The sequence below is a fragment of the Butyrivibrio sp. MC2013 genome (genome assembly GCF_000424585.1).
Classification (GTDB): Bacteria; Bacillota; Clostridia; order Lachnospirales; family Lachnospiraceae; genus Butyrivibrio.
The window spans coordinates 75,033-90,645 of the sequence record NZ_AUKE01000009.1 but is presented as its reverse complement, the minus strand read 5'-3'; the positions used below and the strand labels follow the sequence as shown (position 1 = coordinate 90,645).

General features: G+C 41.0%; 15 protein-coding genes. All 15 read right to left on the bottom strand.

The window, feature by feature from the left end; genetic code table 11:
* Window positions 1–165: 165 nt before the first annotated feature.
* The 15 genes from ftsH to G636_RS0106780 all read right to left on the bottom strand — a co-directional run bounded on the left by ftsH (window position 166) and on the right by G636_RS0106780 (window position 15,562).
* Window positions 166–2,049, bottom strand: coding sequence for an ATP-dependent zinc metalloprotease FtsH (gene ftsH, locus G636_RS17625; protein WP_035779072.1), 1,884 nt, complete (start codon window positions 2,047–2,049; stop codon window positions 166–168).
* Window positions 2,050–2,062: 13 nt separating this feature from the next.
* Complete coding sequence (gene hpt, locus G636_RS0106845) at window positions 2,063–2,587, bottom strand: hypoxanthine phosphoribosyltransferase (protein ID WP_026507442.1); 525 nt, start codon at window positions 2,585–2,587, stop codon at window positions 2,063–2,065.
* 8 nt (window positions 2,588–2,595) lie between these two features.
* On the bottom strand, window positions 2,596–4,149 hold the full coding sequence (gene tilS / locus G636_RS0106840) for a tRNA lysidine(34) synthetase TilS (protein WP_026507441.1): 1,554 nt from the start codon (window positions 4,147–4,149) through the stop codon (window positions 2,596–2,598).
* A gap of 175 nt (window positions 4,150–4,324) precedes the next feature.
* Window positions 4,325–4,627: a septum formation initiator family protein gene (locus G636_RS0106835; RefSeq protein WP_026507440.1), complete on the bottom strand. Its 303-nt coding sequence runs from the start codon at window positions 4,625–4,627 to the stop codon at window positions 4,325–4,327.
* 260 nt (window positions 4,628–4,887) lie between these two features.
* Window positions 4,888–5,127: an RNA-binding S4 domain-containing protein gene (locus G636_RS0106830; RefSeq protein WP_026507439.1), complete on the bottom strand. Its 240-nt coding sequence runs from the start codon at window positions 5,125–5,127 to the stop codon at window positions 4,888–4,890.
* Window positions 5,128–5,280: 153 nt separating this feature from the next.
* On the bottom strand, window positions 5,281–6,612 hold the full coding sequence (locus G636_RS0106825; RefSeq protein ID WP_026507438.1) for an ATP-binding protein: 1,332 nt from the start codon (window positions 6,610–6,612) through the stop codon (window positions 5,281–5,283).
* Window positions 6,613–6,918: 306 nt separating this feature from the next.
* Window positions 6,919–7,911 carry a hypothetical protein gene (locus G636_RS19440; RefSeq protein WP_051226648.1) on the bottom strand — a complete coding sequence of 331 codons (993 nt, stop codon included), beginning with the start codon at window positions 7,909–7,911 and terminating at the stop codon, window positions 6,919–6,921.
* Window positions 7,912–8,222: 311 nt separating this feature from the next.
* On the bottom strand, window positions 8,223–9,269 hold the full coding sequence (locus G636_RS19435) for a glycosyltransferase family 32 protein (RefSeq protein WP_155832335.1): 1,047 nt from the start codon (window positions 9,267–9,269) through the stop codon (window positions 8,223–8,225).
* Window positions 9,270–9,291: 22 nt separating this feature from the next.
* A complete protein-coding gene (locus G636_RS19430) occupies window positions 9,292–10,494 on the bottom strand; it encodes a glycosyltransferase family 2 protein (RefSeq protein ID WP_081668302.1) in 1,203 nt (400 codons plus the stop codon).
* Between the two features lie 48 nt (window positions 10,495–10,542).
* Entirely contained in the window at window positions 10,543–11,811 is a 1,269-nt protein-coding gene (locus G636_RS19425) for a glycosyltransferase family 2 protein (RefSeq protein ID WP_026507437.1), read from the bottom strand.
* 320 nt (window positions 11,812–12,131) lie between these two features.
* Window positions 12,132–13,037: a nucleoside-diphosphate sugar epimerase/dehydratase gene (locus G636_RS0106800; protein ID WP_026507436.1), complete on the bottom strand. Its 906-nt coding sequence runs from the start codon at window positions 13,035–13,037 to the stop codon at window positions 12,132–12,134.
* 3 nt (window positions 13,038–13,040) lie between these two features.
* Complete coding sequence (locus G636_RS0106795; RefSeq protein WP_026507435.1) at window positions 13,041–13,625, bottom strand: hypothetical protein; 585 nt, start codon at window positions 13,623–13,625, stop codon at window positions 13,041–13,043.
* Entirely contained in the window at window positions 13,625–13,837 is a 213-nt protein-coding gene (locus G636_RS0106790; protein WP_026507434.1) for a hypothetical protein, read from the bottom strand. The genes G636_RS0106795 and G636_RS0106790 overlap by 1 nt, the downstream gene beginning before the upstream one ends.
* A 15-nt stretch (window positions 13,838–13,852) precedes the next feature.
* A complete protein-coding gene (locus tag G636_RS0106785; RefSeq protein ID WP_026507433.1) occupies window positions 13,853–14,377 on the bottom strand; it encodes a hypothetical protein in 525 nt (174 codons plus the stop codon).
* Window positions 14,378–14,479: 102 nt separating this feature from the next.
* Entirely contained in the window at window positions 14,480–15,562 is a 1,083-nt protein-coding gene (locus tag G636_RS0106780; RefSeq protein ID WP_026507432.1) for a hypothetical protein, read from the bottom strand.
* Between the last annotated feature and the right edge of the window lie 51 nt (window positions 15,563–15,613).

Here is a 15,613-nt window from a genome sequence, read left to right as displayed (position 1 = left end):
GTTTTTGGTCATTTTTGCAGATGCATAATTATACAGCTCCGTCATTTTCGTCAAATTGTTAGTATTTTAACAAAACTTATTGATAGCAGCTGTAGTTCCCCCCACGAGAACTGCCGCTCCGGCGGGCAAAAGGACCCGGCAGATACTGCCGGGCCCGTAAGTGCTTTATGCAAATATAGGATCAGTGTTCATATCAGAGTAGATCTCTTCGGATCCATCTTCAAAGAGTGCTGCAAATTCCTGGCCTGTGATCTTCTCTTTTTCGATAAGAAGAGCTGCTGCCTTGTCAAGAACATCCCTATGCTCAAGGATGATATCCTTGGCCTTCTTGTAGCAGTCATCAATGATGGCCCTGACCTCTTTGTCAATCTCGCCGCTCATAAGTTCTGAATGATTGTGCCTGTGACCAAGGTCATATCCAATGAAGACATCATCTTCATTCTCTACATAATTAACTGTACCTATCTTGTCAGACATACCATATCTGGTGACCATGCTCCTGGCCATAGATGTGGCCTTTTGTATATCGCTGGAAGCGCCTGTGGTGATATCTCCAAAGATGATCTCCTCAGCAATCCTGCCACCCAGATCCACCATGATCTCTTCCAGGATCTTGGTCTTTGTCAGGAACATCTCATCCTTTTCAGGAAGCGGCATGGTATAGCCTGCTGCCCCTGCGCCTGTAGGAATAACAGATACTGTATACACAGGTCCTACATGAGGGAGCACATGGAAGAGGATAGCATGACCGGCCTCATGGAAGGCTGTGATCCTCTTTTCTTCATCTGTGATCAGATGACTCTTCTTCTCGGTACCAATAGCTACTCTTACAAATGCAGCCTTGATATCTTCCATTACTATGAAGCTGCTCTTCTTCATGGCTGCACCGATAGCTGCTTCATTAAGGAGATTCTCCAGATCAGCACCGGTAAAGCCTGCTGTAGTCTTAGCCACCTGACCAAGGTTAACATCATCAGCAAGAGGCTTGTTTCTGGCATGTACATTCAGTATCGCCTCTCTGCCCTTGATATCAGGTCTGGCTACAGCTATTTTTCTGTCAAAACGGCCGGGACGAAGGATCGCAGGATCCAGGATATCCACCCTGTTGGTGGCGGCCATTACTATGATCCCTTCATTTACTCCGAATCCGTCCATCTCTACCAGGAGCTGATTCAGTGTCTGCTCACGTTCATCGTGTCCGCCGCCCATACCTGTACCACGGCGTCTTGCAACCGCATCGATCTCATCTATGAAGACTATGCAGGGGCTGTTCTTCTTGGCATCTTCAAATAGGTCACGTACTCTTGAAGCACCCACACCTACGAACATCTCCACAAAATCCGAACCTGATATGGAAAAGAAGGGAACTCCTGCTTCTCCTGCGATGGCTCTGGCCAAAAGAGTCTTACCTGTTCCGGGAGCACCCTCAAGGAGTACGCCCTTGGGAATCCTGGCTCCAACCTTGGTAAACTGCTCGGGATTCTTAAGAAATTCTATGATCTCAGCCAGCTGTTCCTTTTCTTCACTCAGTCCTGCTACGTCATCCAGCTTGACCTTGTTATCATCGCCCACTGTCATCTTGGCACGGCTTCTGCCAAAGTTGAGCATACGGTTGTTGGAAGCATTGCCGGCCCCCTGTGGTCCGCTCATCACTGACATGACCATGACAAGGACAATAGCTACGCAGAGAATAGGCAGTCCCCAGTTAAAGAGCCAGTTGTCACCGGGGATATCCCTGACTTCTGCATCTATGCCGCCCTCAGATAGTATCTGCTGAACCCTGGCTACATCTGTAACATAGAGTGTCTCAGTACCCCTGTCTGCATCGCTGAATGTAATATTCACAGCTCCGGTGTCATTGCCTGCATTGGGCAGGATCACTGCGCTGGTCACTCTTCCCTGATCAAGATCTCTTTGAAGCTTTCCTATGGTATATGCCATATTATTGGCAGATCTGGAATCCTCTACCCATTGAAGGAATACCAGGGCGAGGAGTATGACTATGATAATGCCGAATATCGTTCCGAAACTTCTTCTGCGATTTTCCAAGAAAAGCCTCCTTTTAGTCGAACTCGACTACGCCAATATAAGGCAGGTTACGATATCTCTGATCATAATCAAGGCCATAGCCCACTACAAATTCATCGGGTATCTCAAAGCCGGTATAATCAACCTTAACATCTGTCACTCTTCTGTCAGGCTTATCAAGAAGTGTAGTCAGTTTGATAGATTTGGGTCCTCTGTCTCCCAGCATCTTGATAAGATAGCTCAGAGTCCTGCCGCTATCTACGATATCTTCTACTATAATAACGTCCTTATCCTTGAGAGGCTCGTCAAGGTCCTTGACGATCTTGACAACTCCGCTGGACTTGGTGGAGGAGCCATAGCTGGACGCACTCATAAAATCCAGTGTCACAGGAACAGTGATACGCTTGGCCAGCTCAGTCATATAGAAGCTTCCGCCCTTGAGCACACAGATCAGATGCACGGTCTTACCTGCATAATCCCTACTGATCTGCTCACCTATCTCGCGAATTCTCTTATCCACTTCTTCCTCTGTGAACATCACTCGAACTCTTTCTGCCATATTGATACTTACCTCGTTTTCTTATAATAATTTATCTCAAGAATATCTCTGGTATCAGGAGTGACCTCATACCTTGGGGACAGGCGAAGGCCTACCGCCCAAATGATATTCTCACCGTCTGCCAAAAGGTCTACCTGATCCCTCATGGATGCAGGAACCTTCTCATCGGTCATAAACTTAGAGAGAGCCTTGGAATGGCCCTGTCTGTCAAAAAAGAATCTATCTCCGGACATTCGTCTGCGAAGAGACAAACCCGATTTTATTGTATCATAATCAACCCATTTAGTATATGCTGACCGCGGGGCCCTTGATATGTAGCTTTCTGCCTCACTAGGGCTGATATGTATGTGCTTTAGGCTGCAGAATGCATCGCCTTCACGAGCTTCTAATATCTCGGCATCATCATGCTTTTCTTTTATCGTAAGAGCCCTGCCAGCCTCAGCATTATTTGTCACAAGTGCATTTTCATCAAATATGTCTTTGGACGAATACTCCTTTGTCCTATTACAAAGCTGTGCATTATCAGCCTCTCCGCGTCCAACCATCTCTCCGGCCTCTATAGGTCCAGAGATCAGATACAGCCTGTCGTAGCTTCGCCTGCACAATAGCCCGTAGGGGAGGTTTAGGCTCTTTTCTCCTGCCCTGTCCCTGCACAGCTCCATAATGGCATCTATATGGACTCTGCCTATATCCTTGGCAGACTCTGTCACTGCCAGCAGGCTCCTTTTGATAACAGCCTTTTGGACAACCGGGTCCAGCTCTCTAAAGGGTCCCAGCTCAACAATATAGCTCCTACCCCCTGCATTATCCGACTTATAGCAGGCATTTGCAGACAGATAGTCATCTGCCATGCGGTCCAGAAAGTCTGATATCTGCGCAAGGTCAGATGAGAGTTCGCCCATATGCCTGACAGCGCCTGCATTTACACTCTCTGTCAAAAGAGGCAATAGATGATGCCTGATCCTGTTCCTGGTATGCTCATCCTCCAGGTTGGTCCTGTCTGTCACATAGTCCCTGCCTGCTGCCTGCAGGTAGTCCTCAATCTCCTGCCTGTCAGTGCTAAGCAGGGGCCTGATGATAGTGCCCCTTACAGATCTGATACCTGTCATGCCCCTAAGGCCGCTCCCCCTTGCCATATTCATGATCATGGTCTCTGCCTGGTCGCAGGCATTGTGGGCAACGGCTATTTTATCTGCAGATATATCTTTTTGCAGCTGCTCAAAGGCTTCGTAGCGAAGGAGCCTGGCAGCTTCCTCTTCGCTCATACCTGTCTGAGCCTTTGCAGAGGGCACGTCTATCTCCCTTAAGTAAAAAGGGATGCCCAGCTGCCCGCACAGATCAGCTGTAAAAGCAGCATCCTCCCCAGCTTCCTCTCTGATGCCATGATTTACATGAACAGCAGAAAGTGTGATACCAAGGCGTGCTCTAAGCTCATAGAGGATCAGCAAAAGGCATACAGAATCCGCGCCTCCTGATACTCCTGCCAGGATATGGTCTCCCCGGGAGATCATATTTTCCTTCCTGATATATTCATATACTTTATTAATTAATTCTTTTCCCATAGCTTATACTATCTATTATCCTGAGACGGACAACAATGTCCATTTATTATCTTGCCCGATATTTTTAATATCTTGCAGTCTGTAATAATTCATTCCCATATATCATGGATCATCAATCCAGGAATATATTATAAAGAAATAAAGAGTGCAAACTCATCTCACAAGTCTGCACTCCCTAATTATCTTTTTCAAAAATGATCTCACCGGGATAAACCAGGCCCAGCTTCTCTCTGGCTACCTGCTCAATATATCCTCTGGTCTGAGTCTTCTTTGTAAACTGCGCTATTTCGTCGCTTCTCTTCTCCTCACTGCTTATGGAAAGGGTCAGCTCCTCTATACGAGCCTCATTGGCAGCCTGCTGCCTCTTAAGCTCTGCACCTCTAACCCCTACCACTACAGTCAGCAAGAGCAGCACGAGGATGGCAAGCCTCATACCTACGAGGTTTTCCCTGCGCTTAGTCCTAAACCGCTGTCTCATATAGTGTCCCTCTTATGTAAGGAAGTATATAATCTGTTCATCCTGCAATATGCAGAAATATCGTCTCTCAAAAGCTGCTACAAAAGCACATTTAAAAGGCATATATCAACAATATATATACTATAATATCACTCTATGAAAAAAGGCGCAACCACACGGTTTTAAAGGAATATATACTAATAATAACAAAAATATTATTATCGGTTAACAACATCAAAAAGAGAGGTTATAACGACAATGCCGTTTTTTGGGGCAAAAGCCTAGATATATCTGAACATCTCTGAAGCGTCTTCCTTGTGTATGGTCTCCTGGATAGCCAGCACTTCCACATTTGTTTCCTTATTGCCAAAGGATATGCTGATCTTATCTCCCACCTTTACTTCGGTACCTGCCTTGGCCACTTTGCCATTTACTGTCACTCTGCCTGCGTCACAGGCTTCATTGGCCACAGTGCGCCTCTTGATCAGTCTTGATACCTTTAAATATTTGTCCAGTCTCATTAGTCCTCCTGCGGATAGGAATAATATATACGTAATTCTCTGTATTATTGTCTTCTGGAAATATATCTTACATTTTTTCAGTCGAAAAAACAATTTATATTACATTTTTGCCCAGGGATCGTTCCGACACATTTTATATTAATATGTTTGTATTTACAGAAACTGTGCCATATAGATCGGAAGACATTCCAAATCTCCATCTTTTTTATAGTCTTTGGTATATAGTAAATACTTTTTATTTATCCTTGATGAATACTTCTTATTAAAGGCATCTATCGAGGAGTGCTTGGTATAGCCTGAGCTTTTCACTTCTATAGGATTGATCTTGCTCTTATCTGCTATACAAAAGTCTATCTCATAGTTATGACGTGATGCCTCATTAAGAAATGTATAGTAAAAAAGGCCGTGACCACAAGCTGTCAAGGTCTGTGCAACGACATTTTCATAAATATATCCAAGATTAGTCTGAAGCTTATCATTTAACAACTTACGATAGATATCGTTATCGGTAAAATCTCTATCCATAAATGCCAATGTTATAAACAATCCTGTATCAGCCATAAACATCTTAAATTTATGAAGGTCTTTATTCTGCGCAAGCCCTGCACTGGGATCATTTGCATGATAGGACACCAATACGGTCTTAGAATCAGCCATACCAGCAATTTGTTCCAACAGATCTGTCGCTCTGCCACCAGAGACAACACTGGATACATTATATCTGGAAGCATTCTTCATGAGCTGAGCAGGTATTGCATCAAATAACAATGATATTTTCCCCGTAGGATCTATCTTTCTGAAGTCATCTTCATAAAGCGTCAGAATATCTCGTTTAACACTATCTACCTTACTAAGGTCATTGGTCTCTATATATCTTTTTACGGCCTGAGGCATACCTCCCACAAGCATATACAACCTAAAATCCCGCATTATCTTCCTGTGCGCAGCCTGGCCAAGTGGTCTCTTGCTATCAAAAAAACTCTTTATCATAGGAACTGAAACAGTGTCTCCCAATGCCCATCTAAACTCCTCGTAATCCATGGGAAACATCTGTATCTTACGCTCTTCACTGGGAATCAAAATCCCATCTACATTCTTCTTTATTGAAATAAGGGAACCAGTTTCCAGATAATCATATCGTCCATCCTCAACAAGTGCCTTTATGGCGCTTCGAGCCTTTGGACATAATTGAACCTCATCAAAGATTATAAGGGATTTTCTCTCTTCCAGGCTGACTTGATACTGAAGCTGGAGCTGCAAAAAAATATAATTAAGATCCGATAAGTCTTCAAACAGCCCCTTTATCTCGGGGGACGCTTTATAGAAATCCACAATTATATAGCTAGAATACTCATTTTTGGCAAACTCCTCCGCCACGGTAGACTTTCCCACTCGCCTGGCACCTTCTATCATTAACGCAGTTCTACCATTTGAAGTTTCCTTCCAATCGACTAGCTTGTCATATATTTTTCTTTTAAAATTCATAGCATCAATCCTCTTTTAACAAAATCGTCATTTTAATTTTAGCCATTATCCGCAAAATCGTCATTTTTGTTATAATGTTTTGGTACAAAATCGTCATTTTTATTATAGCACTTTAGAACAAAATCGTCATTTTTTATTTGGACTTGTGCTAGTCAAGAAATGTGGACACAAAAAACTCCTTAAGTGACTATGTTTATTTCCATTGCCACCTAAGGAGGATCATATCAGAGTCCACTACATCACATATTTTATTCATGCTATAGCGTAATACCAGTATGCATGGCACGTCTGTTTCTCACGCCATAGCTAATTCCAAATGCTGCCGTTTTCATCACTGCCTGCATCATCTTCATCTTCGATAGGGCTCAGATCATCGTCATCTTCATCCTCAAAGATAGAGTCCGTTTCATCATCCGGGTGTTTATCCGACTCTTGCAGTTCTTCTAGTTCTTCCGAATCTCCTGCTTCCTCCTGCAGGCTATTGTCACTTACGCTGTATGCATCGTCCATATCTTCATCGATTTTTTTAGCATCCTCATCCCCTATATCCTCCTGCAGCTCTTCTTCACCATCTGCAGATTCATCTTCCAGAGGCTCCACCTTCCAGGTCACTTCCACTTTGGGACGAGCAGATATGCTCCACCAGTCGCCGTCTGCGCTGCAGCCTCCCACCAGGCCAAATGAGTAGCTGTCAAAGTCTATGTTCTCCGGATCGGTGGACAAGGTATACTCATAGGTCCCCGTATTTTCATCTATCCTATAGCAGTAAGCATTGTCAGGAGCCTCTCTCATCTCGATAGTCCGTGACACCTCTTCGCCCTCTACAAGAGGGATCTCATGGCCCTCATCATCTGTAAGAGCCATATAGAGCCTGCAGCCACTGCCCTCTGTAAAATCAGGGCTGTCTACCAGCTCTATGTCCCCAAGATTACTTATCCTGGCGGATATAGTCACTGCCACAGGTACCGTGCTCCTGTTATAGACCTTTAGCCTGTCGCTGAAGGACGAAAAATCATAGTCACCCTCATGATTGTGGAAAAGGAGATTTACCCCTTCCTCTACCTTTCCGCCGCCGTAAGCAGCGGCATTTGTCAAATAGATCAGATTCTGGGGATCCATGATAAAGTCAAAGGGAGAGGGCCCTTCCTCGCTTAATACAGGAAGGATCACCGAATAGATTTCCTTATCAAGTGGGACCAGCACCTTGCTGATGGTCTCAGCCCGAGCAGGGATAGATACAGTCAATATAAAAGCGATCACTGCCGCCATGCATTTTATCAAAATCCTTTTTTCTTTCATAGCAATCCTTTGACCTCATATAAGCAGCGCGGCTTTTGGCAAGGTTCGTAAACCCAAAAGTGCCTAAGCTGCACATAAACAGACCTCTTCTACACTTGTATATCGGCTAAATATATTTAGAGATAAAGATTCCATGGATGTATGATACTTCACAAAAAGCTCCCGCATCAAAATACGACTAATTTGGTTTCTGATTCCAGATTAGTCGTATTACATAATAAATACATATTGTCTTCAATCACGTAAAGTATTATCCGACTATTGTTCTTCGAGATCGCCATATAAAAATATTCTTAATGAGATTCAATGATTTATAACCAGCTCCCATAGAAGTGATGGATGCCGTAGGTGTTAGCTGTGATCAGAGTCTCCCTGGTCATGTAGTCATAGGGCTGGAAGAAGTCTGATGAAAGCATAGTAAGACCATTTACAGTCTGAAGAGTATTGTCAGGCACAAAGCCCCTGCTGATCAGAGGCAAAGTCTCGTAGGTACCGCTGGACTCGGTATTTATACTTCCGTCAGGCCATAGGAAATGCCGGTCTCTTCGGTAGTCCAGGATCTCACCTATCATGGGATGGCCCTTTGTAGCCCCGCAGCCTCCGCCCATGTTTGCAATGCCCCATTTCTCAGTACTGCAAAAGCCCTCCAGACATAGGAGCTCATCTATGGGCTTTATGAGCTCTACGTCAGTATCAAAGTAGATTCCGCCGTGGTTGTAGAGGACATCAAGCCTGATCATATCAGGCACAAAACCTAGTTTTCCCGCATTATACGCCTCTCTGACATATGGCCATTTATTGATATCATAGTTGTCTTCATTCCATCTGATGATCTCATAATCCGGGCAAAAGCGCTTCCAGCTATCCATGTATTCACGGAGTTTATCCGGTATGGGATTCTTCCCAAACCAGCAATAGTGTATTATCCTTGGGATCTTCTCTCTTTTATCTGGGAATACTATCTTCTCTGCATTCTGTAGTCCTGCTGCTTTCTTTGCCAGCATCCCGGGCAGGAGATATACATCTGTGTTATCAAGATATGGAAGACTAGATAGATATTCCAGTATCTTGTCATATCTGCTGCCTGTTATCAGGATGGAATAGGGACATGACAGTTCTGATATCTTATCAGGGGACGATACTACTACAGTATTATCGCCTATCCTGATGCTATCTCCCTGCTTATGGGAGTCTGCATCTGCTATAAATAGGACCCTGTCAGACAGCCCGCATTCATCAAGGAAAAAGGGCAGCACAGTCTTGCCCAATACGCCATAGCCATAGACGATGAGCTTGTGACCTGAGGAGTTCATATCCTTTATAAAAGCTTCTTTATCAGCATCCCGGTGAAATATCATGTCAGTGTCCTCGTGATGAGCTTTATATGAATCCAAATCTCTTAAGCGACTCCTCTGAAAAAATCAGCTCTTCATCCATCATGGATATCTTCTCTGCCGGTACGAATTCTCTTAGATAGTCATACACCTTATGTCTTGTTTCATAAAAGGACATAGTGATAATGACATGATCAAAATCCATATCTCTGATAGATTCAGGAGCAGAGACAAAAGAGTCCATATGCTCATAGTCTCTGTCTGTACAGCCCACAACATTCAAAAATCCACGTGCTGTGACAGCTCTGTATAGTCTCATACCATAGAGTCCCATTCCATATATGACAACCTTTGATCCCTTCTTCACCTGTGGATATGGGAATAGATAGTCCAGGTCCCAGAAGCCTTCATACAAGACATCAGCCCTGGGAATAGCCATAAATAGTACATACTCAAGCCACTGCTTTCTAAGATCGTAGATAGCTATATCTCTGCTAAGCTGTCTATCAACATAGTGATAGAGACTGCTAAAGCGCCCTCGTTCTGCCAATATATCTACGCTTGAGGAACTGTAATGCACCAGGGAGCTTTCGTGCATCCTGTAATGATATAGACACTTATCAAGGCAATAGAGACTATCGGCATGTAATATCGCAGGAAATACAGCTGCAGCATCATCGCCCATGCGGATATTGTCATCTACGGATAGTATGTAATCCTTAATTAAATCTCTCTTGAATAAGTGCTCGCAGAGGCTGGGCGAAGTCCCCCAAGTAAAGAAACCTCCCCCGGAAATAAGCGAAGGATACACCTTTGAGATCAGATCGTGTTTAGAATACCTTCCTGCCTGCAGGCTTGGCCTATGGTTAATAGTCCTATGGTCATATTCATCGCACCTGCCGCATATGACTATATCTGAATCGTTATCAGCTGCACAATAATAGAGATAGCGGATATAGTCCTGATCAACCCAGTCGTCAGCGTCAACAAAGGCTATATAGTCGCCACTTGCATTACGGATACCTGTTTTCCTGGCATGTACAGGTCCGTGGTTATCCTGACGGAGCAGAATGATACGGGGATCAGCTATGCTGTATTTCTTGCAAATATCATAGGACGCATCAGTGGAACCATCATCAACAATTATTAGTTCAAAATCTCTAAAGCTTTGAGATAGCAAGCTGTCTAAACACTGGGATATATAATGTTCTTTGTTATACAATGGTAATATTATGGAAATACTACTCATTTAATCCCCCAAGGTATTGTTATCATATAGATAACAAAAATATCATTCTCAAATAAGATTACAATATTTTTCTAAATCTATAAGATGACCTTTGTATTTGATTGAATATAGATAATGATAAACTGTGTTGTTTGCAGCAATTATGCAATCTGATTGTGATAAAGCTTGCTCTTGCGTGATTGAGATATCATTTTCATAGTATTTTAATGATAATTGTTTTGCTTTGTTTATATCAATATCTGTGATTCCAGTAACCTTTATTCCGGCACTCTTTATATATGACAGAAAAGAATCTCCTCTTTTACCGCACCCCCACAATACGACATATTTGTAAGATGACAACAATTCTATTATTTCTGGATATTGAGACAATTGCATTTGACAAATATTGTTTAATTCCCACCAATAAGAATTGACATCGTTTTCCATAAACAATTGAATTTGTTTCTTTTGAGTCTCAGAGGCTTTGTCAAATATGAATCCATTGGAGCGAATAAACTCTCTCAACTCACGATAATACGACTCTTTCTTTACAAATGAAGGACACCTTCTTAATTCATATATAGAGGCCCGCAAAGTGATGTCAATCGTCTTCCTGGACATGGAATCATCAGAGATAGTAGTTTTTTGTATATATTCATTTATTGCCTTCAATAAATCACTTGGACATCTGTTTTCGCTAATTTGACCAGCTCGATCTGTTCGATGGATTATCAAATCAAAGTCATTTATAAAACAAATGGATTTTGCTTCTGATAGTACTCTTAAAGAAAAACAGACATCGTTAGATGATTGTAACGACTGGAACACAATCTGATTGTCATCGATAAGGCTTTTTTTGATAAGCTTATTCCAGGGGTTTAGCCTGCACAAAGAAAAACCGTCATCCCCTAGGTCTTGAAGACGAAATGAGCCATCAGGGATGCATATAGGCTTTTTGTAATAGTCAATGTCTGTACCCGATGACGTATATCCGCAAATACAAATATCATCATCGGCTGTTTTTATTCCGTTGTACATTATTTCTAAAAAGTATTTGGAGAATGAATCATCTGAATCAAGAAAGATAATATATTCCCCGAAAGAATGCATAAGTCCGTAATTACGAGCAGCTGCAGCGCCTTGGTTACATTGCGATAAAACCTTGATACGCTTATCTATACTCATAAACCGTCTCAGTATCATAAGGGATTCATCAGTGGAACCGTCATCTACACAAATCAACTCCCAATCGATAAATGATTGATCGATAATTCCTTGAATCGTGTCATTAAGATATGGAGCTGTGTTAAATACAGGCATAACTACAGAAATCATATTTTCCTCTCATTATAGAAAAGTAAAATAGATGTTGTTATGAAAAATGAACTTTGATTTACAAATCAAGAACATATTGCCTAATATTATTGTTTAAGAATGAGGAACATTCATTTTTCATGTTGAAGTCATAATCCTTTTTCAATGGATATGTATTTACCATTTCCTGTGGATCCGCCGCCAAGTAGTATTATCTTTTTGCTTTTTCAATATATCTTAGCGGAAACAATTTTATGCTCCTCAAACAATCATACGACTCGCTTTAGTTGTGTTAGATCAATAGATATACTTTCATGAGATAAGGATATATATGTGCGTATTCAAACACATAGTATTTTTTCTTTTGTAATACCATGTTCCTTTAGAAGTTTGATAATATCTTTTTGATAATCTGGATTCAGTATAGTTATCAGAATAAAGTCAAATCGATCTGTTTCAAGTGACATTGGAGCAGTTATGGGATATCCACATCTGCTTTCTATTTCCGTAAATGCTCCATCCCACCAAGCGACAATATTGTGTCCTTGATTAAGTAATTGTTTAAAGCAATTGATGCCATTTTTACCAGCACCATAGAGGATGATTCTCTTTTTTGGTGGAACCAGATTTTTTGGTAGTATTTCTCTTAATTTATTTTGTTGTTTAGTAGTAATACAATTAATGTCTACGTTTATATCTCCATAGAGATGATAAAGGCAAGCAGCTCTGTGCCAACCATCTATTATTAAGTTTTGATCTGTATAAACGTAGATTCCTTTAGATAATTCATTGATATCTGTCCTTCTGGCATACTCTAGATTATCCTCTAACCTTTTTTCATTAGTCTGCTTATAAAAATTACTTCTCCTTTGGGGCGTTTGATTTATATCTAATTCTCCTTTTAGAGCCAACACCCGTTTGCAATAAGGTAAATTACATGGTCCATTTTCTTCTCTGACATACAATTCAGACAAACGTACTGTTTTAGTCTTGATATCAATATCATCAGAAAGAATATCTATTGCTGTAAATAGAAATCTTTCATCAAGAGCATATATATCGATATTCATAAGTTTAGCCATTATCTCTTTTAATCTGGCTGTGTTTTCGATAAATAGTTTGCTGGATAGCTCAATTCGAAAAGTGTCATAGTGAATATGGATTGATTCTCCTATATTGTCATCAATCCATAACTTATGCCCTTGTATATCGTTGCTAGCAAGTTTGATCACTCCAGGATTGCTCATATTTTAATATTCCGTCCATTTCAAATAATCAGAATAAATAGTTGCATATTCAGATTTCCTAATTTTTTCAATAATCCTATCTGTATATGAATATAAAATCAGTCTAATTAGAGGATATAAATCTGCATTATCGATATATATCTTATTGTTTTCAAAGTATTGTATTTGGTCTGAATCAAAATGATTACATTCAAAAACGCAGTATACAAGCCGATTTATATAATTTGAAATTGGATCAAGATAAGAAAGACCTTCTTTAGAGATCTTGTGTTCCCAAGCATAGGTCTGGATTGCCCGATCAAGAGGAATTATATTTTTCGGAGTCAGACTATGACATAATAATCTGTTTTGCAGGATGATACTTCCATTTTGACCATGAAGCTCAATTGGCTCTACTGCTCCATATCTGTATAAATAGCCATCTTTGGTATTGTACTTATAAGATGTTTTAACGAAGCCTTTTTCAACAAGAAGGTCTCGCATAGAAATAATATCATCATCTTTGACAAGCAGAATTAAATCCTGCTCATTAGAAATAATAATCAGATCATATTGATCAATTGTTTTAAGAATGGATGTATCCGCCATCACAGTTCCTTATACGATTCAAAGTTTTTCTCTGCAAATATAATAGTTGCGGCTATCTTTAGAAAATCTGATCTGCTACATTCAAATCTGTATTTGGAATTTTGTATATGGATAGACTCCTCACCATTTGTAGTTGCCGAAGCATTTAGCTCAACGTCAAATACCTCGTCCCCCACTTTTAATTCCCCCAGTTTACTTATAAGCTCACCCATATATGAACCTTACCCTTATTTGCTTCTATATCCCGTTTCTATGTACCCTTTGTCGGTCATATAGCTGTCTAGCTGTGCTTTAACAGTCTCCGGGGAAAATGAAATCCCTAAATCATCTGCAATCGAGCTTAGCTTTACAATATAATCGTCTCGAAGTTCTTTTTTGTGGTATACCTCGTGATAGCATAGAGAATAGTAATAGTCTTCCATATCCAGAACATAAAATCCATAAGGACCCATCTTTCTATTCAGAAGCATACTTTGTTCCCATTTAGAATCATAATAATTGTCTCCAATATAGCGAATATCTATTCTTTTAGATGATCCCGCTATATCAACGCTGGCATGTACATGATCATGAGGATTTGAAAAGGCACGAGCTTCTTCATATAGATGTTCTATATCATCACATAAAAGATCTACGTCTCCATGATCTTTTAACCAATCATCCTCCTTATAATTTTCATAATTCCTCAGGACCAGGTAATTGCAAGTATTATTAAGATGTTCAAATAACTCATCGAATGAATTCCATTGCATATGCTCGTGTTCCTATAAAATCCAAGGCAGTGTTTCCACTGCCCTGGAAAAAGATTATTCAGTTATATTACTAACGCTATCATACTGAATGAAGTAATTTGATTATGAATTAGCAATAGTAAGCTTGATTATAAAGGTTTCTCCAGATATCTTAACCTTTAAGAATCTTTCTTCTCCGTTTTCTGCATTACTTGCAAAGCTACCCTTAACAGTAATAGTTCCATTACTTGCTGTTATGGAGCTTGATGCAGCATAACTTCCATTAATAGTTTTAGATGTTGTTACTTCTGTTATACCGGCATTTGTAAGTGTCAGATCAGTACCTTTGGTAAATGTAGCTGTATAATTGTATGCCTGGCCTGAAACTATAGTAGCGTTAGCAATAGCGGGGCTTTCCTTGTATGTTGATACCTTAACTGTACTGTCTGTAGCATCGGCTTCTTGCTTGGCAGCCCAAGAAAAAGTGAGGCTGAGAGAAGGGATTGTTACGGTATCTTCAATAGCAAGGTTTGTGATAGCACCCTCAAAAACAACAGGAACACCATTCCACTTTATGCCCATTGACTCAAATCCATATTCCTCTTCGTCTTCATCATATGTGAAATGGAAATTGTCGGGTTTTGTAGCCAACACTGCTTTTACAGCAGCTGTATCTGTAGCAAGCTGAATGGCATTTCCGCCCAATGTAGCACCGAGATAAAGCTTAGGGGCAGCAGGATTAGCAGCTGTTGCTTCTGCCTTTGTTCCAAGTGCTATATCTGTTCCTGCAACTTTAGCAACCACCTTAGGATTAATGGTAAACGTCACATCAGAAGTACCAAGATTAGCTAACCACAATGCATTACTCTTGCTATCATACTCCTTGGTTCCTGTCTGGAAATACACTCCAGTATCAGCGGACTTTGAAGGGAAGGTATAGCCTTCGCCATACTTAGCTGCGTTGGTTCCCTGTACGAGTCTCTGAGGGTCGACTGTAAATTTCAGTGTGTTTTCAACAGTTTCCTGGGTAGGGATTACAACCTTGACGATAGTGGTATTAACCTTATCTGCTTCCTTGGATCCTGCACCTGTTCCGCTAATTGTTCCGGATGTATCTGTGGGTCCATTAGCAGCCAGTGCTGTCAATGAGCTTCCGAGTACCATTGTTGTTGAAAGTGCAATTGCTAAAAATCTTTTGATGTTCATAGTAATAATCCTCCTTGATTATTAAAAAATATACTTCCGCTCCATCATGTC

Bases quoted from the DNA above. Each gene is read 5' to 3' on its own strand.
- G636_RS0106825 (WP_026507438.1), bottom strand. From the start codon at position 6,612: ATGAATTTTAAAAGAAAAATATATGACAAGCTAGTCGATTGGAAGGAA.
- G636_RS19430 (WP_081668302.1), bottom strand. From the start codon at position 10,494: ATGAGTAGTATTTCCATAATATTACCATTGTATAACAAAGAACATTAT.
- G636_RS19440 (WP_051226648.1), bottom strand. From the start codon at position 7,911: ATGAAAGAAAAAAGGATTTTGATAAAATGCATGGCGGCAGTGATCGCT.
- hpt (WP_026507442.1), bottom strand. From the start codon at position 2,587: ATGGCAGAAAGAGTTCGAGTGATGTTCACAGAGGAAGAAGTGGATAAG.
- G636_RS0106830 (WP_026507439.1), bottom strand. From the start codon at position 5,127: ATGAGACTGGACAAATATTTAAAGGTATCAAGACTGATCAAGAGGCGC.
- tilS (WP_026507441.1), bottom strand. From the start codon at position 4,149: ATGGGAAAAGAATTAATTAATAAAGTATATGAATATATCAGGAAGGAA.
- G636_RS0106790 (WP_026507434.1), bottom strand. From the start codon at position 13,837: ATGGGTGAGCTTATAAGTAAACTGGGGGAATTAAAAGTGGGGGACGAG.
- G636_RS0106835 (WP_026507440.1), bottom strand. From the start codon at position 4,627: ATGAGACAGCGGTTTAGGACTAAGCGCAGGGAAAACCTCGTAGGTATG.
- G636_RS0106780 (WP_026507432.1), bottom strand. From the start codon at position 15,562: ATGAACATCAAAAGATTTTTAGCAATTGCACTTTCAACAACAATGGTA.
- G636_RS0106795 (WP_026507435.1), bottom strand. From the start codon at position 13,625: ATGGCGGATACATCCATTCTTAAAACAATTGATCAATATGATCTGATT.
- G636_RS19425 (WP_026507437.1), bottom strand. From the start codon at position 11,811: ATGATTTCTGTAGTTATGCCTGTATTTAACACAGCTCCATATCTTAAT.
- G636_RS0106800 (WP_026507436.1), bottom strand. From the start codon at position 13,037: ATGAGCAATCCTGGAGTGATCAAACTTGCTAGCAACGATATACAAGGG.
- G636_RS19435 (WP_155832335.1), bottom strand. From the start codon at position 9,269: ATGATATTTCACCGGGATGCTGATAAAGAAGCTTTTATAAAGGATATG.
- G636_RS0106785 (WP_026507433.1), bottom strand. From the start codon at position 14,377: ATGCAATGGAATTCATTCGATGAGTTATTTGAACATCTTAATAATACT.